Below are 14,128 nucleotides of genomic sequence, written 5' to 3' on the forward strand. Positions count from 1 at the left end.
CGATTGGCCAGGACCTGGACGTTGTCGGGAGCCACGAGGCGGGCCCGATCGTAGGTCGTCAGGGCCTGATCGAAACGGCCGAGGTCCGACAGCGCCGCGCCGCGATTGCACAGGGCGTCGACGAAGCCCGGCGACAGGAGCAGGGCGCGGTCGTAGGCCGCGAGCGCTTCGGCGGGCCGGCCCAGACGGCGCAGGGCCACGCCCCGGGCGTTCAGCACGGGCGGATTGTCGGGATCGGCCGCCAGGGCGGCGTCGCAGGCTGAAAGGCCGTCCTCGAACCGCTCCAGCGCCACCAGGGCCGTGGCGCGGGCCGACAGCACGCCGGCGCGGACGGGGTCCAGCGTCAGGGCGTGGTCGAGAGCTTCCAGGGCTTCAGCGGTCAGCCCCAGGGCCAGCCGCGACACCCCCAACACGTGCCAGGCGGCGATCGCGGCGGGATCGTCGGCGACCAAGCGCTCGCACAGCGCCGCCGCCTCGGCGGGTCGGCCGGCCTGATAGAGATCGAAAGCCTGGCGCGCGGTCATGGCGGCGCCCCCCGGCTCGCCGGATCAGTCCGCCTTGCTGAAGATCAGCGTGCCGTTGGTGCCGCCGAAGCCGAAGCTGTTGGACATCACGGTGGTCAGCGGCTTGTCCGAGCGCTCCAGCAGGATCGGCAGGTCGGCGAACTCGGGATCCAGGGTCTCGATGTTGGCGCTCTGGGCGGCGAAGCCGTTGTCGAGCATCAGGATCGAATAGATCGCCTCCTGCGCGCCCGCCGCGCCCAGGCTGTGGCCCGTCAGCGACTTGGTCGAGGAGATCAGCGGAGCCTTGTCGCCGAACACGTCGCGGACCGCGCCCATCTCCTTGCTGTCGCCGACCGGCGTCGAGGTGCCGTGCGGGTTCAGATAGTCGATGGTCCGGCCGCCGGCCTCGGCCATGGCGATCTTCATGCAGCGCGCCGCGCCTTCGCCCGACGGGGCGACCATGTCGAAGCCATCGGAATTGGCGGCGTATCCGACCAGTTCGCCGTAGATCTTGGCCCCGCGCGCCTTGGCGTGCTCGTACTCCTCGAGAACGACGATCCCGGCCCCGCCGGCGATCACGAAGCCGTCGCGGTCCTTGTCATAGGCGCGGCTGGCCACGGCCGGGCGGTCGTTGAAGTTGCTGCTCATCGCGCCCATCGCGTCGAACAGGTTGGACAGGGTCCAGTCCAGCTCCTCGCAGCCGCCGGCGAAGACGATGTCCTGCTTGCCCATCTGGATCTGTTCGGCGCCCGCGCCGATGCAGTGGGCGCTGGTCGCGCAGGCCGAGCTGATCGAATAGTTGATGCCGCGGATCTTGAACCAGGTCGACAGCACCGCCGACGGACCCGAGCTCATGGCCTTGGGCACCGCGAACGGGCCGATCCGCTTGGGACCCTTTTCCTTGGTGGTGGCCGCCGCCTCGACGATCACCCGCGTGGACGGGCCGCCTGAACCGACGATCAGGCCGGTGCGCTCGTTGGAGACCTCGGCCTCCTCGAGGCCGGCGTCGGCGATCGCCTGTTCCATGGCGATGTGGGCGTAGGCCGTGCCGGGCGCCAGGAAGCGCGCGGCGCGGCGATCGACCAGGGCTTCCCAGCTGTCGAGCTTGACCGTGGCGTGGACTTGGCAACGAAAGCCCAGCTCGGCGTAATCCGGCGCGGAGACCACGCCGGACTTGGCTTCACGCAGTGAGGCGAGCACCTCATTGGCGTTGTTGCCGATGGACGAGACGATCCCCAGTCCGGTGACGACGACGCGACGCATGAATAATCCTCTTTTTCTTCCCCACGATCCGAAAAGGGGGCGGCTCTAGGCGGCCACCCTACAGGTGGATCACGACGCCATTTGTTCCGCGGTGAACAGGCCGACCTTCAGGTCCTTAGCCTCGTAGATGGGCTTGCCGTCGGCTTCCACCACGCCGTCGGCGATGCCCATGACCAGCTTGCGCATGATCACGCGCTTCAGATCGATCTTGTAGGTCACCTTCTTGACGTCCGGCGTGACCTGGCCGGTGAACTTCACTTCGCCGACGCCCAGGGCGCGGCCGCGACCGGGACCGCCCGACCAGCCCAGGAAGAAGCCGACCAGCTGCCACATGGCGTCCAGGCCCAGGCAGCCGGGCATGACGGGGTCGCCGATGAAGTGGCAGGCGAAGAACCAGAGGTCCGGATTGATGTCGAATTCGGCTTCGACATAACCCTTGCCGTACTTGCCGCCCTCGGACTCGATGCGGACGATGCGATCGAACATCAGCATCGGCGGCGCCGGCAGCTGGGCGTTGCCGGGGCCGAACAGTTCGCCGCGGCCGCAGGCCAGGAGCTCGTCGAAGGTGTAGGAACTTTGTTGCATAGCCTCGCCCTAGCACGGCGGTGGGCCGCGCCTCAATGTTACTTTCGGTAACGCCTGTGATCGCCAATCGCTGCCCAAGGACTGAAACGGGGCGAAAACGTCCTATTCCTTGCACTGCACCTGGGGCGCGGCGCCCCAGATCTCGCCTTGCGGGACCCAGCCCGATTCGCCGTCGGCCTTCAGCTTGCACCAGCCCTTTTCGCAACGATCCAGACCAGCGGTCGAGCGCCCCGCCAGATAGGCGCTGATCCGGGCGTCGGCCTTCGGCTGGGCCCTCAGCGCCAGGGGCGTGGGCTGGACGCGCATGGCGGTGCGACGGCCGTCGGTGGTGCGCTTGTGCACCCAGGCCAGATTGCCTTCGGGGTCGCAGATCCGGCGCCACTCGCGGGTTTCGGCCACCACCTGCACCGGCAGGCCCTTGGCCTTGTAGATCCACAGCAGCCGGTGCGCCTCGTCCGGCCCGACCCGCGCGTTCACCTCGCCGTACTTCAGCGACACGTAGCGCGGCACCTCCATGCCCGACGGCGTGACCTTGGGACCCTGGGCCCAGGCGGCGCCGAAGCCCAGCACAGCCAGTCCCGACGCGGCCGCCAGCAGGGCGGCGATCCAGGCGCCGAGCGAACGATGTTTGCAATTCGTCGGCATGTTGCTTGGCCGCACCCGGCCCCTTTGCTACTGATTTCAAACACCCGTCAGGGAAGGCTTTTCGAACCGCTCATGTCAGCTCGCAAGCTCAAAGTCATCGTCACCCGCAAACTCCCCGATCCGGTGGAGACGCGGATGTGCGAGCTGTTCGACACCCAGCTGAACGTCACCGACAAACCCTTGACGGCCGATGAACTGGTCGAGGCGATGAATCAGGCCGACGTTCTGGTGCCCACGATCACCGATCGCATCGACAGCCGCCTGCTGTCGCGGGCCGGCGACCGGCTCAAGCTGATCGCCAATTTCGGGGCCGGGGTCGACAATATCGACGTCGCCACGGCCAACGCCCGCGGCATCATCGTCACCAACACGCCCGGCGTGCTGACCGAGGACACCGCCGACCTGACCATGACGCTGATCATGGCCGCCTCGCGACGGGTCGTCGAAGGCGCCGAGGTGGTCAAGGCCGGCGGCTTCCATGGCTGGTCGCCGACCTGGATGCTGGGCCGCCGCCTGTGGGGCAAGCGGCTGGGCATCATCGGCATGGGCCGCATCGGCCAGGCCGTGGCCCGCCGCGCCAAGGCCTTCGGCATGCAGGTGCACTATCACAACCGCAAGCCCGTCAGCCCGCGCATCGCCGAGGAACTGGGCTGCACCTACTGGGAAAGCCTGGACCAGATGCTGGCCCGGATGGACATCATCTCGGTCAACTGCCCGCACACCCCGGCCACCTACCACCTGCTGTCGGCCCGCCGGCTCAAGCTGCTGCGGCCGCAGAGCATCATCGTCAACACCGCGCGCGGCGAGGTCATCGACGAGGGCGCCCTGGCCAACATGCTGGCGCGCGGCGAGATCGCCGGCGCGGGCCTGGACGTCTACGAGCACGAGCCGGCCATCAATCCCAAGCTCCTGAAACTGCCCAACGTCGTGCTGCTGCCCCACATGGGCTCGGCCACCGTCGAGGGCCGCATCGACATGGGCGAGAAGGTCATCGTCAACGTGAAGACCTTCATGGACGGGCACCGCCCGCCGGACCGGGTGATCCCGTCGATGCTGTAGGCGTCAGCCGCCGCAGCTCGGGCACGCCGGGTCCGCACCGATCCGCACCGTCCGGGCCTCCGCCGCCAGGGCGTCGTAGATCAGCAGGCGGCCGGCAAGTGTATGGCCGGCGCCGGTGATGACCTTCACCGCTTCCAGGGCCATCATCGAACCGATCACCCCGGCCAGGGCGCCGACCACGCCGACCAGGGCGCAGGTCTCGGCGTCGGGCGGGGTTTCGGGCACCAGGCAGCGGTAGCAGGGCCGGCCCTGGAACACCCCGACCTGGCCGGTCCAGCGGCCTAAAGCGCCGCTGACCAGGGTCTTGCCCTCGACCAGGCAGGCGTCGCTGACGGCGAAGCGGGTGGTGAAGTCGTCGGTGCCGTCCAGCACCAAGTCATACCCCGATATGACCTGGCGGGCGTTGGTTTCACCCAGCCATACCGGGTGGGTTTCGACGGCCACATGGGGATTGAGGGCGGTCAGGCGCTCGGCGGCGGCCTCGACCTTGGGACGGCCCGCGTCGGCGGCGGCGAACAGGACCTGGCGCTGCAGGTTGGACAGCGAGACGGTGTCGGCGTCGACCAGGCCCAGGGTTCCGACCCCCGCGGCGGCCAGATAGAGGGCGGCGGGCGCCCCCAGGCCGCCGGTGCCGACGATCAGCACCCGCGCGGCCTTCAGCTTCTGCTGACCCGGTCCGCCGATCTCGCGCAGCACCAAGTGGCGGGCGTAGCGTTCGACCTCGGCGTCGGAAAAGCTCATGGCGCTTGACCCTCGTGCCCGGCCTCGCCACATGCGAAGCCATGCAAAACAGCAATTCCTTCCCCGACTGGCACGGCACGACCATTCTGGCGGTGCGCAAGAACGGATCGACCGTGATCGCCGGCGACGGACAGGTCTCCATGGGGCCAACCGTCGTAAAGGGCAACGCCCGCAAGGTGCGCCGACTGGCCGGCGGCAAGGTGGTGGCCGGCTTCGCCGGGGCCACGGCCGACGCCTTCACCCTGATCGAGCGTCTGGAAGCCAAGCTGGAGCAGTATCCCGACCAGCTGGCCCGGGCCTGCGTCGACCTGGCCAAGGACTGGCGCACCGATCGCTACCTGCGCCGGCTGGAGGCCATGCTGCTGGTGGCCGACGCCACCTCGATCTACACGGTGACCGGGGTCGGCGACGTGCTGGAGCCTGGCGAGAGTAAGGGCGGCGGCTCGGTGGCGGCGATCGGTTCGGGCGGCAACTACGCCCTGGCGGCGGCCAAGGCCCTGATCGACCAGGACCTGAGCGCCGAGGAGATCGCCCGACGGGCGATGGCCATCGCCGCCGAGATCTGCGTCTACACAAACGGCAACCTGACGGTCGAGGCGCTCTAGTCGTTCCAATCCTCGCGGTTTCCGGGCGACAGATTTGCGACAAATGCCCCGAAGGGGGTATGGTCTTGCCGGTCATGCGGGGCGTAGCCTGGGTCGGAACCCGGCCGGACCCCACTGCCATGCTTAGCCTCGTCGTCGCGATCGTATCCGCCCTGAGTCCGGTCGCGGTCGTCACGCCCGCGACCACCGCCCCGGTGGTCGCCGCCGAACGGGCCTTCGCGGCGGACGGCCTAACGATGGGCGTCAGGAACGCGTTCCTGAAGCATTCGGCGCCCGAAGCGATCGTCTTCCAGCCCGGTCCGGTCAAGGCGCAATCCGCCTACGGCGCCCAGCCGGACGAAGCCGGTCCGAAACTGGAATGGTGGCCGGTCTGGGCCGGGGTGTCCCGCGACGGCGACCTGGGTTTCACCACCGGCCCCTACAGCATCGACGGCGTCCGCAAGGGGCACTATTTCACGGTCTGGAAGCGTCAAGCCGGCGGCGGCTGGAAATGGATCTTTGACGGCGGCGCGGCCGCCGATCCCAAGACCGAGCCGGGGCCGGACGGGCCGGTCGCTGTCCTGCCCCTGTCGCCCCCTCCCCCGGCGGGCGGCGCGGCCTCGCCCGAGCCGGCCAGGATCGAGGTCGCCGCCCTGGAGGCCGATCTGGCCCAGGCGGCGGCGCGAGACCAGAAGAGCGCGCACCTGGCCCGTCTCGCCGCCGACGGCCGGCTCTATGTCGCGTCCGTGGCGCCCGCGAAAAGCAAGGCCGACTTCGACACCGTCTTGAGCGCCTGGCCCGCGACCTTCGCCTTCTCGCCGCTGGGCCTGGAAGCGGCTGACTCCGGCGACCTCGTCTGGACCTACGGCGACGCCCGATGGTCCCGCGACGGCCAGGCGCGGCACGGCCACTACGTCCATGTCTGGCAAAAGCGGGCCGAAGGCTGGAAGCTGGTCTTCGCCGAAATCGCCCCGGCCCCTCCCGCAAAGCCCTAGAAGCGACTATCTGCGCGGTATGACTGAATTCTCCCCCCGCGAAATCGTCTCCGAACTCGACCGCTACATCGTCGGCCATACCGACGCGAAAAAGGCCGTCGCCGTGGCCCTGCGCAATCGCTGGCGCCGCCGCCGCGTGCCGGATGACCTGCGCGACGAGGTCACGCCCAAGAATATCCTGCTGATCGGCCCCACGGGCGTGGGCAAGACCGAGATCGCCCGCCGCCTGGCCAAGCTGGCCCAGGCGCCCTTCCTGAAGGTCGAGGCCACCAAGTTCACCGAGGTCGGCTATGTGGGCCGCGACGTCGACCAGATCGTCCGCGACCTGGTCGAGAGCGCCCTGTCGATGGTGCGCGACAAACGCCGGGCCGGGGTCAAGGCCAAGGCCGAGGCGGCCGCCGAGGAGCGCATCCTCGACGCCCTGACCGGTCCCGGCTCTACCGCGGCCCGCGACAGCTTCCGCAAGAAGCTGCGGGCCGGCGAGCTGGACGACAAGGAGGTCGAGCTGCAGCTGGCCGACACCGGCGGCGGCGGCATGTTCGAGATCCCCGGCCAGCCGGGCGCCTCGGTGCTGAACCTGTCGGAGATGATGAAGTCGTTCGGCGGCGGCGGCCGCACCAAGACCCACAAGACCACGGTGGTCGGCGCCTGGGCCCCGCTGATCGCCGAGGAAAGCGACAAGCTGCTGGACCAGGAAGCCCTGACCCAGGAAGCCCTGGAGCTGGCCGAGAACCACGGCATCGTCTTCCTGGACGAGATCGACAAGGTCGCTTCGTCCAGCCAGCGCGGCGGCGCCGACGTCAGCCGCGAGGGCGTCCAGCGCGACCTGCTGCCGCTGATCGAGGGCACGACGGTCTCGACCAAGTATGGGCCGGTGAAGACCGACCACATCCTGTTCATCGCCTCAGGCGCCTTCCACGTGGCCAAGCCGTCGGACCTGCTGCCCGAGCTGCAGGGCCGCCTGCCGATCCGCGTGGAGCTGAAGGGCCTGACCCGCGACGACCTGCGCCGCATCCTGACCGAGCCGGAAGCCAACCTGGTCCGCCAGCACCAGGCCCTGCTGCTGACCGAGGGTGTGACCCTGGTGTTCACGGAAGAGGCCATCGACGCCGTCGCCGACGCGGCCGTGGCGGTCAACGCCTCGGTCGAGAACATCGGCGCGCGGCGGCTGCAGACGATCCTTGAGAAGGTGGTCGAGGAGATCAGCTTCTCGGCGGCGGACCGCTCGGGCGAGACGGTGACGATCGACGCGGACTATGTGACGTCGCGGATCGGCGCCCTGGCGGCGGATGCGGATCTGAGCCGGTTCATCCTCTAAATACCTTCTCCCAGAGGGAGAAGGAGGGGCCCGCGCCGGAGGCGTGGGAGGATGAGGGGTTTACGCTCTCAACGGAGTGCCGGCACGCCGTCGAACGCCTTCACCCCTCACCCTCCCAAGCTTTGCTTGGGCCCCTCCCTCTCCCCTCCGGGAGAGGGATCAAGCGTGCGCTCCCACCGCTTCCATGCCCAGCATCGCCGCCTTGCGGCCGAGGCCCCAGTGATAGCCGGTCAGACGCCCGTCCTTGGCGATGGCGCGATGACACGGGATCAGCAGCGAGATCGGATTGGCCCCGATGGCGCCGCCGGTGGCCTGGTAGGCGCGCGGACTGCCGGCCCAGGCGGCGATCTCGCCATAAGTGCTGGTCCGGCCCGGCGGGATGCGCAGCAGGGCCTTCCAGACCTGGACGTTGAACGGCGAACCGATCAGCACCACCGGCAAGGGTTGGTCGCCACCGGCGAAGGCGTGGATGGCGGTGCGGGCCGCCGCCTCGTCGTCGCGGCGCCAGTCGGCCGCGGGGAATCTTCGGTGCATGTCTTCGAAGGTCGCCTCGTCGTCGCCGTCCGAGAAGGCCAGGCCCGCCAAGCCGCGCTCCGCCATCACGAACAAGCCCTTGCCGTAGGGCGTGGGCGCCCAGCCCCAGGTGAGGCCGATCCCCTCGCCCCGCCGGCGCACGTCGCCGGGCGTGACGGCTTCCTGGGCGATGAACAGGTCGTGCAGGCGCGAGGGGCCGGAAAGACCGGCGTCATAGGCCGCGTCGAGCACGCTGGCCCCCTCCTCCAGCGACCGCCGGGCCTCGGCATGGGCGATGGCGGCGACGAAGGTCTTGGGACTGACCCCGGCCCAGCGGCTGAACACCCGCTGGAAGTGGAACGGCGACAGGCCGACCGCCTGGGCGGCCTCGTCCAGCGACGGGCGCTCCTGCCAGCGGTCGGCCAGCCAGGCCAGGGCCTTGGCCATGCGGTCGTAGTCGGCCGACCGCTCGGTCAGGTGGGCGAAGGCTTGCGAAGGGGAAATGTCGAGGGCCATGGGGAGAAGATAGTGCGTCGGGAGAACGCCGTCCGCCCGGTTCTTGCGGCTTTACGCGTGCCGCTCGGATCGGGCCCGCAGGATCGCCCGCTCCAGCGCCCGGGCGAAATCCACCCGCTCGGGCGGGCTCAGCGCCCGGCCCAGGGTCAGGCGCTTGCGCGACATCATCAGGCGCACCCGGGTCTCGTGCTCGCCCGGCTGGTCGATGTCCACCCGGGTGAAGGCGGTGGGCGAGGTCCAGATCAGCCGCGCGCCCTTCTCGTCCTCTCGGCTGACCATCACCGCCTCGGCGGTCACCTGGATCCGCTCGGCCCGCTCGGCGGCGCGAAAACTGGCGCGCAGGGCCAGCCAGACCGCCAGGACGTCCAGCCCCAGAAACGGCAGCACCGGGGGCGCGCCGACCACCAGCAGGAACACGGCGACCATCAGGTTGAACCCGATCATCAGGCCCAGCACGACATGCAGGCCGCGCCGGCTCATCGAGCGGTTCGGCTTGATCACGGCGTCCATGTACAGCGGCGCGGCCATGAGGCTGATTTAGGCGCTCTTCCCCGCCTTGGCGAGAAGCCGACCCGGCGCCCGCCCGGCTCTTGGTGAAACGACCGCATCACGGCATGGTCGCCGCCCATGGCCCTACCCGCTCGCAAGCCCCTCACGAAGAAACGCCCCGCCGCCAAGCGCGTCTCGCCGGCCGAGCGCGAGCGGGTGGAGGTGCTGTTCTCGCGGTTCGAGAGCCTGGAGGACCACCCCAAGACCGAGCTGAACTATTCCAACCCCTACACCCTGGTGACCGCCGTGGCCCTCTCGGCCCAGGCCACCGACGTCCAGGTCAACAAGTCGACCGGCCCACTTTTTCAGATCGCTGACAGCGCCGCCAAGATGCTGGAGCTGGGGGAAGCGGAGCTGACCCGCTACATCGCCTCGATCGGCCTGTTCCGCACCAAGGCCAGGAACGTGATCGCCGCGGCCCACATCCTGGTCGATCGTTACGGCGGCGAGGTGCCGTTGAACCGCCAGGCGCTGGAAAGCCTGCCCGGCGTAGGCCGCAAGACCGCCAGCGTGGTGCTCAACGAGCTGGACATCGAACCGGCCATCGCCGTCGACACCCATGTGTTCCGCGTCGCCCACCGCCTGAAGCTGTCGGCCGGCAAGACGCCGGACGCGGTCGAGGACGACCTGATGCGCATCGTCCCCGACCGCTACAAGACCCGGGCGCACCACTGGCTGATCCTGCACGGACGGTATGTCTGCGTGGCGCGCAGGCCGAAGTGCGAGGTGTGCCGGATTTCGGATCTGTGTCCGTCTCGGGAGCTGTTTCTGGGGGCTTGAGCGGCTAGCACTTGGGAGAGCTACAGCGCCCTCACCACCGCATCCGCGAACGCCGCCCCGCCATCATGCGCGTGCCCCAAAAACAGGTCCGGCTCGATGACCTCCAGCTCCATCAGCTGCGGCGCGCCGCCCAGGCCCCGGATCAGGTCGACCCGGGCGTAGGTCAGGGGCGCGCCGGCCGCCTTCAGCACCATTTCGGCGGCGTGCAGGGCCTCGGGCTCGGGCGCGACGCCGCTGACCTGGCCGCCGAACTGGGGCTGGACGCGGAAATCGCCAGCCACGGCCACCTTGGTCACCGCGTGGCTGAACACGCCGTCGAAATAGAACAGCGACAGCTCGCCCTCCTCGCCGACGGCGGGCAGGAAGGGCTGGATCAGGGCCGGGCCCGTCGTGCAGCCGGTCAGGCCGTCGGCGTGGCGCAGCTTGACGGTGTCCTGCGAGCCGCCGGAGATCTGCGGCTTGGTCACCAGCTCATCGACGCCGAACACGTCGCGAGCGTGGTCCAGGGCCTCCATCGTCAGCCGGTCGACCGCATGGGTCGGGACCACGGGCGCGCCCCTGGACGCCAGCTCGGCCAGATAGGTCTTGGTCGTATTCCAGCGCAGCACCGAGGCCGGATTGGCCAGGCGCGCGCCGGCCGCCTCCAGCGCGTCGAGCCGGGCGAACCATTCGGCGGACCGCAGGTGGTAGCCCCAGCTGAGCAGCGGCAGCACCACGCGCGCGCCGGTCACCTCGGCGTCGACCCAGCTGTCGGCCTCGACGGTCAGACCTCGAGCCCGCAGCGGCGCCGCCAGGCGTTCAAACAGGGGCGACCAGCTGCTGGCGAAACGGGGCTCGTCGGGCGCGGGGGCGAGAATAAGGACGTCGGTCATACTCTTGGCGGTAGAACGCCGTGATCCCCGGGGCAAGCTCGCGTTGCCTTGCGGGCCTCGATCCGGTACTCCGCGCGCGTCGCCCCTTCAAAAAAGGCCTTTCATGACCGCCCTCTACGACGTCGCCGCCATCGGCAACGCCATCGTCGATGTCATCGCCCAGTGCGACGACGCCTTCCTGGAGCGGGAGGGTCTGGTCAAGGGGTCCATGGCCCTGATCGATCCGGCGCGGGCCGCCAGCCTGTACGCGGTGATGGCCGCGGGCATCGAGGCCTCGGGCGGTTCGGCCGCCAACACCGCCGCCGGCGTCGCCAGCTTCGGCGGCAAGGTCGCCTTCATCGGCAAGGTCTCCGACGACCAGCTGGGCGCCGTGTTCCGCCACGACATGAAGGCCATTGGCTGCGACTTCACCACCCCGTCGTTGGCGGAGGGCCCGGCCACGGCCCAGAGCCTGATCAACGTCACCGCCGACGCCCAGCGCACCATGTCGACCTATCTGGGCGCGTGCGTCGAGCTGAACCCGGCCGACGTGGATCCGGCGATCATCGAGGCCGCGCAATTCTCCTATCTCGAGGGCTATCTGTTCGATCCGCCCGAAGCCCGCCGCGCCTTCGCCAAGGCCGCCGCCCTGAGCCACGGCGCGGGTCGCAGGATCTCCATGACCCTGAGCGACAGCTTCATGGTCGACCGCCACCGCGGCGCCCTGCTGGGCTTCATCGAGACCCAGTGCGACATCGTCTTCGCCAACGCCGACGAGGTCTGCTCGCTGTTCGAGACCACCGACTTCGACGCCGCCGTGCAGGCCCTGGCCGCGCGCTGCGAGATCGCCGCGATCACCCGCAGCGAAAAAGGCTCGATCGTCGCCTCCAACGGCCAGCTTCACGAAATCTCGGCCTATCCCGTGGAAAAAGTCGTGGACACGACCGGCGCGGGCGACCAATACGCCGCAGGTTTCCTCTACGGCCTTTCCCAGGGCCGCCCGCTGCCGGTCTGCGGCCAGCTGGGCTCCCTGGCCGCCGCCGAGGTCATCGATCACTACGGTCCGCGCCCGCAGGTCTCCCTGCGCGAGCTGGCCGCGAAGAACGGCCTCTAGAGCCAAGAACGGACTGTAAGGACGCAGATGGCCCGCACCGCTGAAGTGGTCCGCGAGACGAAGGAGACCCAGATCCGGGTCTGGATCGATCTCGACGGGACCGGCGCCTCGACGATCTCCACCGGCATTGGTTTCTACGACCATATGCTGGAGAGCTTCGCGCGCCACGGCGGCTTCGACCTCAAGGTCGAGACCAAGGGCGACCTGCACATCGACATGCACCACACGGTGGAAGACACCGGCATCGTGCTGGGCCTGGCGATCAAGCAGGCGCTGGACGGATTCAAGGGCATACGCCGCTTCGGCCACGCCTATATCCCGATGGACGAGACCCTGACGCGCTGCGCCATCGACCTGTCCAACCGGCCTTACCTGATCTGGAAGGTCGATTTCCGGCGGCCCAAGGTCGGCGAGATGGACACCGAGCTCTTCAAGGAGTTCCACCACGCGTTCGCGATGAACGTGGGGGCCTGCGTCCATCTGGAGACCCTCTACGGCGACAACACCCACCATGTCGCCGAAAGCGGGTTCAAGGCCCTGGCCCGGGCGCTGCGTCAGGCGGTCGAGATCGACCCCAAGACCGGCGGCCTGGCCCCCTCCACCAAGGGCGTGCTGTAGGAAGCTGATTTCATGCAGACCGTCGCCCTGATCGATTACGGGTCGGGCAACCTGCGCTCGGCCGAGAAAGCCCTGCGCGAGGCGGCCCGCCGCCACGCGATCGACGCTGACATCGTTGTCACCGCCGAGCCCGCCATCGTGGCCGCCGCCGACCGCGTCGTGCTGCCCGGCGTCGGGGCCTTCGCCTCGTGCCGCGCGGGCCTGGACGCCTCGGGCGTCTACGAGGCCATGAACGAGGCCGTGCACGCCAAGGGCGCGCCGTTCCTGGGCATATGCGTGGGTCACCAACTGCTGGCCAGCGAAGGCCTGGAGTTCGGCGTCACCCCCGGCCTCGACTGGATCGGCGGCCAGGTGAAGAAGCTGCAGCCCCGCGACCCGGCCCTGACCATTCCGCACATGGGCTGGAACGCGATCGCCTTCGCCCGCGACCACGCCCTGTTCCAGGGCGTCGAGACCGGCGCCCACATGTACTTCGCCAACTCTTTCGCCCTGACGCCGACCGATCCGATCGACGTCCTGGCCACGACCGACCACGGCGGCCCGTTCACAGCCGCTGTGGCCAAGGGCAATGTGGCGGGCGTACAGTTCCACCCCGAAAAATCCCAAGCCGCGGGGCTCGCCCTGCTCGCCAACTTCCTGGAATGGCGCCCATGATCCTCTATCCCGCCATCGACCTGAAGGACGGCCAGTGCGTGCGTCTGCTGCACGGCGACATGGAGAAGGCCACGGTCTTCAACACCAGTCCGGCCGACCAGGCCGAGCGTTTCGTGCGCGACGGCTTCTCGTGGCTGCACGTGGTGGACCTGAACGGCGCCATCGAGGGCAAGTCGGTCAACACCGCCGCCGTGCAGTCGATCCTGGAGTCGATCTCGATCCCCGTGCAGCTGGGCGGCGGCATCCGCACCCTGGCGGGCATCGAAGCCTGGATCGAGGCCGGCGTGTCGCGGGTGATCCTGGGCACCATCGCCGTCCATGACCCCGACCTGGTCCGCAAGGCCGCCCGCCTGTGGCCCGAACAGATCGCCGTGGCCGTCGACGTGCGCGACGGCAAGGTGGCGGTCGACGGCTGGRCCGGCCTGTCGGACCTGGACGCCATCACGCTGGGCAAGCGCTTCGAGGACGTGGGCGTAGCCGCCCTGATCGTCACCGACATCAGCCGCGACGGCGCCCTGACCGGCGTCAATGTCGAGGGCGTGGGCGAACTGGCCGACGCGGTGTCGATCCCGGTCATCGCCTCGGGCGGCGTGGCCTCGGTGGCCGACATCGAGCGGCTGAAGGCCCGCCCGGGCGTCGAGATCGCCGGGGCCATCCTGGGCCGCTCGCTCTATGCCGGCACGATTCTGCCGGCCGAAGCCCTGACCATAGCGGCCGCCTGATGCTGAAGACCCGGATCATTCCTTGCCTGGACGTCAAGGACGGCCGGGTGGTGAAGGGGGTCAACTTCGTGGCCCTGCGCGACGCTGGCGACCCCGTGGAGCAGGCCGCGGCCTACGA

At 69.3% G+C, this 14,128-nt stretch carries 18 protein-coding genes; 10 read left to right on the forward strand and 8 right to left on the reverse strand.

The features are described 5' to 3' along the window. From AC1DZ6_RS05695 to AC1DZ6_RS05710, 4 genes are all read right to left on the reverse strand, one after another. A partial coding sequence (locus AC1DZ6_RS05695; protein WP_477096220.1) for a tetratricopeptide repeat protein occupies window positions 1-524 on the reverse strand: 524 nt, incomplete at its 3' end. A gap of 24 nt (window positions 525-548) precedes the next feature. Beyond that, window positions 549-1,766: a beta-ketoacyl-ACP synthase I gene (gene fabB / locus AC1DZ6_RS05700; RefSeq protein WP_477096221.1), complete on the reverse strand. Its 1,218-nt coding sequence runs from the start codon at window positions 1,764-1,766 to the stop codon at window positions 549-551. Window positions 1,767-1,835: 69 nt separating this feature from the next. Then, window positions 1,836-2,351: a 3-hydroxyacyl-[acyl-carrier-protein] dehydratase FabA gene (gene fabA / locus AC1DZ6_RS05705; RefSeq protein WP_477096222.1), complete on the reverse strand. Its 516-nt coding sequence runs from the start codon at window positions 2,349-2,351 to the stop codon at window positions 1,836-1,838. Window positions 2,352-2,453: 102 nt separating this feature from the next. Then, window positions 2,454-2,996, reverse strand: a complete 543-nt coding sequence (locus AC1DZ6_RS05710) for an SH3 domain-containing protein (protein ID WP_477096223.1) — start codon at window positions 2,994-2,996, stop codon at window positions 2,454-2,456. Window positions 2,997-3,068: 72 nt separating this feature from the next. Here AC1DZ6_RS05710 and AC1DZ6_RS05715 point away from each other — a divergent pair, with 72 nt between their 5' ends. Next, window positions 3,069-4,055 (forward strand): 2-hydroxyacid dehydrogenase, encoded by a 987-nt coding sequence (locus AC1DZ6_RS05715; protein WP_477096224.1) that lies wholly within the window; start codon window positions 3,069-3,071, stop codon window positions 4,053-4,055. Between the two features lie 3 nt (window positions 4,056-4,058). Here the strand turns inward: AC1DZ6_RS05715 and AC1DZ6_RS05720 are convergent, their stop codons facing one another. Beyond that, window positions 4,059-4,796: a HesA/MoeB/ThiF family protein gene (locus AC1DZ6_RS05720; RefSeq protein WP_477096225.1), complete on the reverse strand. Its 738-nt coding sequence runs from the start codon at window positions 4,794-4,796 to the stop codon at window positions 4,059-4,061. A 5-nt stretch (window positions 4,797-4,801) separates the two neighbouring features. Between AC1DZ6_RS05720 and hslV the strand changes: the two genes are divergently transcribed. From hslV to hslU, 3 genes are all read left to right on the forward strand, one after another. Continuing rightward, window positions 4,802-5,401 carry an ATP-dependent protease subunit HslV gene (gene hslV, locus AC1DZ6_RS05725; RefSeq protein ID WP_477096226.1) on the forward strand — a complete coding sequence of 200 codons (600 nt, stop codon included), beginning with the start codon at window positions 4,802-4,804 and terminating at the stop codon, window positions 5,399-5,401. Between the two features lie 119 nt (window positions 5,402-5,520). Further along, window positions 5,521-6,375 carry a DUF4440 domain-containing protein gene (locus tag AC1DZ6_RS05730; RefSeq protein WP_477096227.1) on the forward strand — a complete coding sequence of 285 codons (855 nt, stop codon included), beginning with the start codon at window positions 5,521-5,523 and terminating at the stop codon, window positions 6,373-6,375. A gap of 19 nt (window positions 6,376-6,394) precedes the next feature. Further along, entirely contained in the window at window positions 6,395-7,693 is a 1,299-nt protein-coding gene (gene hslU, locus AC1DZ6_RS05735; protein ID WP_477096228.1) for an ATP-dependent protease ATPase subunit HslU, read from the forward strand. 159 nt (window positions 7,694-7,852) lie between these two features. On the opposite strand, the gene AC1DZ6_RS05740 is transcribed toward hslU, so the two are convergent. Together AC1DZ6_RS05740 and AC1DZ6_RS05745 are read right to left on the reverse strand one after the other, a co-directional pair. After that, window positions 7,853-8,722 carry a methylated-DNA--[protein]-cysteine S-methyltransferase gene (locus AC1DZ6_RS05740; protein ID WP_477096229.1) on the reverse strand — a complete coding sequence of 290 codons (870 nt, stop codon included), beginning with the start codon at window positions 8,720-8,722 and terminating at the stop codon, window positions 7,853-7,855. Window positions 8,723-8,773: 51 nt separating this feature from the next. Beyond that, a complete protein-coding gene (locus tag AC1DZ6_RS05745; RefSeq protein WP_477096230.1) occupies window positions 8,774-9,250 on the reverse strand; it encodes a DUF2244 domain-containing protein in 477 nt (158 codons plus the stop codon). A gap of 99 nt (window positions 9,251-9,349) precedes the next feature. On the opposite strand from AC1DZ6_RS05745, the gene nth reads away from it, so the two are divergent. After that, complete coding sequence (gene nth / locus AC1DZ6_RS05750) at window positions 9,350-10,051, forward strand: endonuclease III (RefSeq protein WP_477096231.1); 702 nt, start codon at window positions 9,350-9,352, stop codon at window positions 10,049-10,051. Window positions 10,052-10,071: 20 nt separating this feature from the next. Here nth and AC1DZ6_RS05755 read toward each other — a convergent pair whose 3' ends face one another. Continuing rightward, complete coding sequence (locus AC1DZ6_RS05755) at window positions 10,072-10,923, reverse strand: ATP-grasp domain-containing protein (protein ID WP_477096232.1); 852 nt, start codon at window positions 10,921-10,923, stop codon at window positions 10,072-10,074. 103 nt (window positions 10,924-11,026) lie between these two features. Between AC1DZ6_RS05755 and AC1DZ6_RS05760 the strand changes: the two genes are divergently transcribed. The 5 genes from AC1DZ6_RS05760 to AC1DZ6_RS05780 all read left to right on the forward strand — a co-directional run. Beyond that, the gene (locus AC1DZ6_RS05760) at window positions 11,027-12,016 is read left to right on the forward strand and encodes an adenosine kinase (RefSeq protein WP_477096233.1); all 990 of its coding nucleotides are present in this window, start codon (window positions 11,027-11,029) and stop codon (window positions 12,014-12,016) included. A gap of 27 nt (window positions 12,017-12,043) precedes the next feature. After that, window positions 12,044-12,634 carry an imidazoleglycerol-phosphate dehydratase HisB gene (hisB, locus tag AC1DZ6_RS05765; protein WP_477096234.1) on the forward strand — a complete coding sequence of 197 codons (591 nt, stop codon included), beginning with the start codon at window positions 12,044-12,046 and terminating at the stop codon, window positions 12,632-12,634. Window positions 12,635-12,646: 12 nt separating this feature from the next. Beyond that, complete coding sequence (gene hisH / locus AC1DZ6_RS05770) at window positions 12,647-13,288, forward strand: imidazole glycerol phosphate synthase subunit HisH (protein ID WP_477096235.1); 642 nt, start codon at window positions 12,647-12,649, stop codon at window positions 13,286-13,288. Next, a complete protein-coding gene (gene hisA / locus AC1DZ6_RS05775) occupies window positions 13,276-14,010 on the forward strand; it encodes a 1-(5-phosphoribosyl)-5-[(5-phosphoribosylamino)methylideneamino]imidazole-4-carboxamide isomerase (RefSeq protein ID WP_477096236.1) in 735 nt (244 codons plus the stop codon). Before hisH ends, hisA begins: the two co-directional genes overlap by 13 nt. Then, window positions 14,010-14,128: HisA/HisF-related TIM barrel protein (locus AC1DZ6_RS05780; RefSeq protein ID WP_477096237.1), on the forward strand; the 119-nt coding region annotated here is incomplete at its 3' end. The genes hisA and AC1DZ6_RS05780, both read left to right, overlap by 1 nt.

The sequence above is a fragment of the Caulobacter sp. P1_B12_2 genome, from assembly GCF_056406675.1.

Bases quoted from the DNA above. Each gene is read 5' to 3' on its own strand.
- fabB (WP_477096221.1), bottom strand. From the start codon at position 1,766: ATGCGTCGCGTCGTCGTCACCGGACTGGGGATCGTCTCGTCCATCGGC.
- fabA (WP_477096222.1), bottom strand. From the start codon at position 2,351: ATGCAACAAAGTTCCTACACCTTCGACGAGCTCCTGGCCTGCGGCCGC.
- AC1DZ6_RS05710 (WP_477096223.1), bottom strand. From the start codon at position 2,996: ATGCCGACGAATTGCAAACATCGTTCGCTCGGCGCCTGGATCGCCGCC.
- AC1DZ6_RS05715 (WP_477096224.1), top strand. From the start codon at position 3,069: ATGTCAGCTCGCAAGCTCAAAGTCATCGTCACCCGCAAACTCCCCGAT.
- AC1DZ6_RS05720 (WP_477096225.1), bottom strand. From the start codon at position 4,796: ATGAGCTTTTCCGACGCCGAGGTCGAACGCTACGCCCGCCACTTGGTG.
- AC1DZ6_RS05730 (WP_477096227.1), top strand. From the start codon at position 5,521: ATGCTTAGCCTCGTCGTCGCGATCGTATCCGCCCTGAGTCCGGTCGCG.
- hslU (WP_477096228.1), top strand. From the start codon at position 6,395: ATGACTGAATTCTCCCCCCGCGAAATCGTCTCCGAACTCGACCGCTAC.
- AC1DZ6_RS05740 (WP_477096229.1), bottom strand. From the start codon at position 8,722: ATGGCCCTCGACATTTCCCCTTCGCAAGCCTTCGCCCACCTGACCGAG.
- AC1DZ6_RS05745 (WP_477096230.1), bottom strand. From the start codon at position 9,250: ATGGCCGCGCCGCTGTACATGGACGCCGTGATCAAGCCGAACCGCTCG.
- nth (WP_477096231.1), top strand. From the start codon at position 9,350: ATGGCCCTACCCGCTCGCAAGCCCCTCACGAAGAAACGCCCCGCCGCC.
- AC1DZ6_RS05755 (WP_477096232.1), bottom strand. From the start codon at position 10,923: ATGACCGACGTCCTTATTCTCGCCCCCGCGCCCGACGAGCCCCGTTTC.
- AC1DZ6_RS05760 (WP_477096233.1), top strand. From the start codon at position 11,027: ATGACCGCCCTCTACGACGTCGCCGCCATCGGCAACGCCATCGTCGAT.
- hisB (WP_477096234.1), top strand. From the start codon at position 12,044: ATGGCCCGCACCGCTGAAGTGGTCCGCGAGACGAAGGAGACCCAGATC.
- hisH (WP_477096235.1), top strand. From the start codon at position 12,647: ATGCAGACCGTCGCCCTGATCGATTACGGGTCGGGCAACCTGCGCTCG.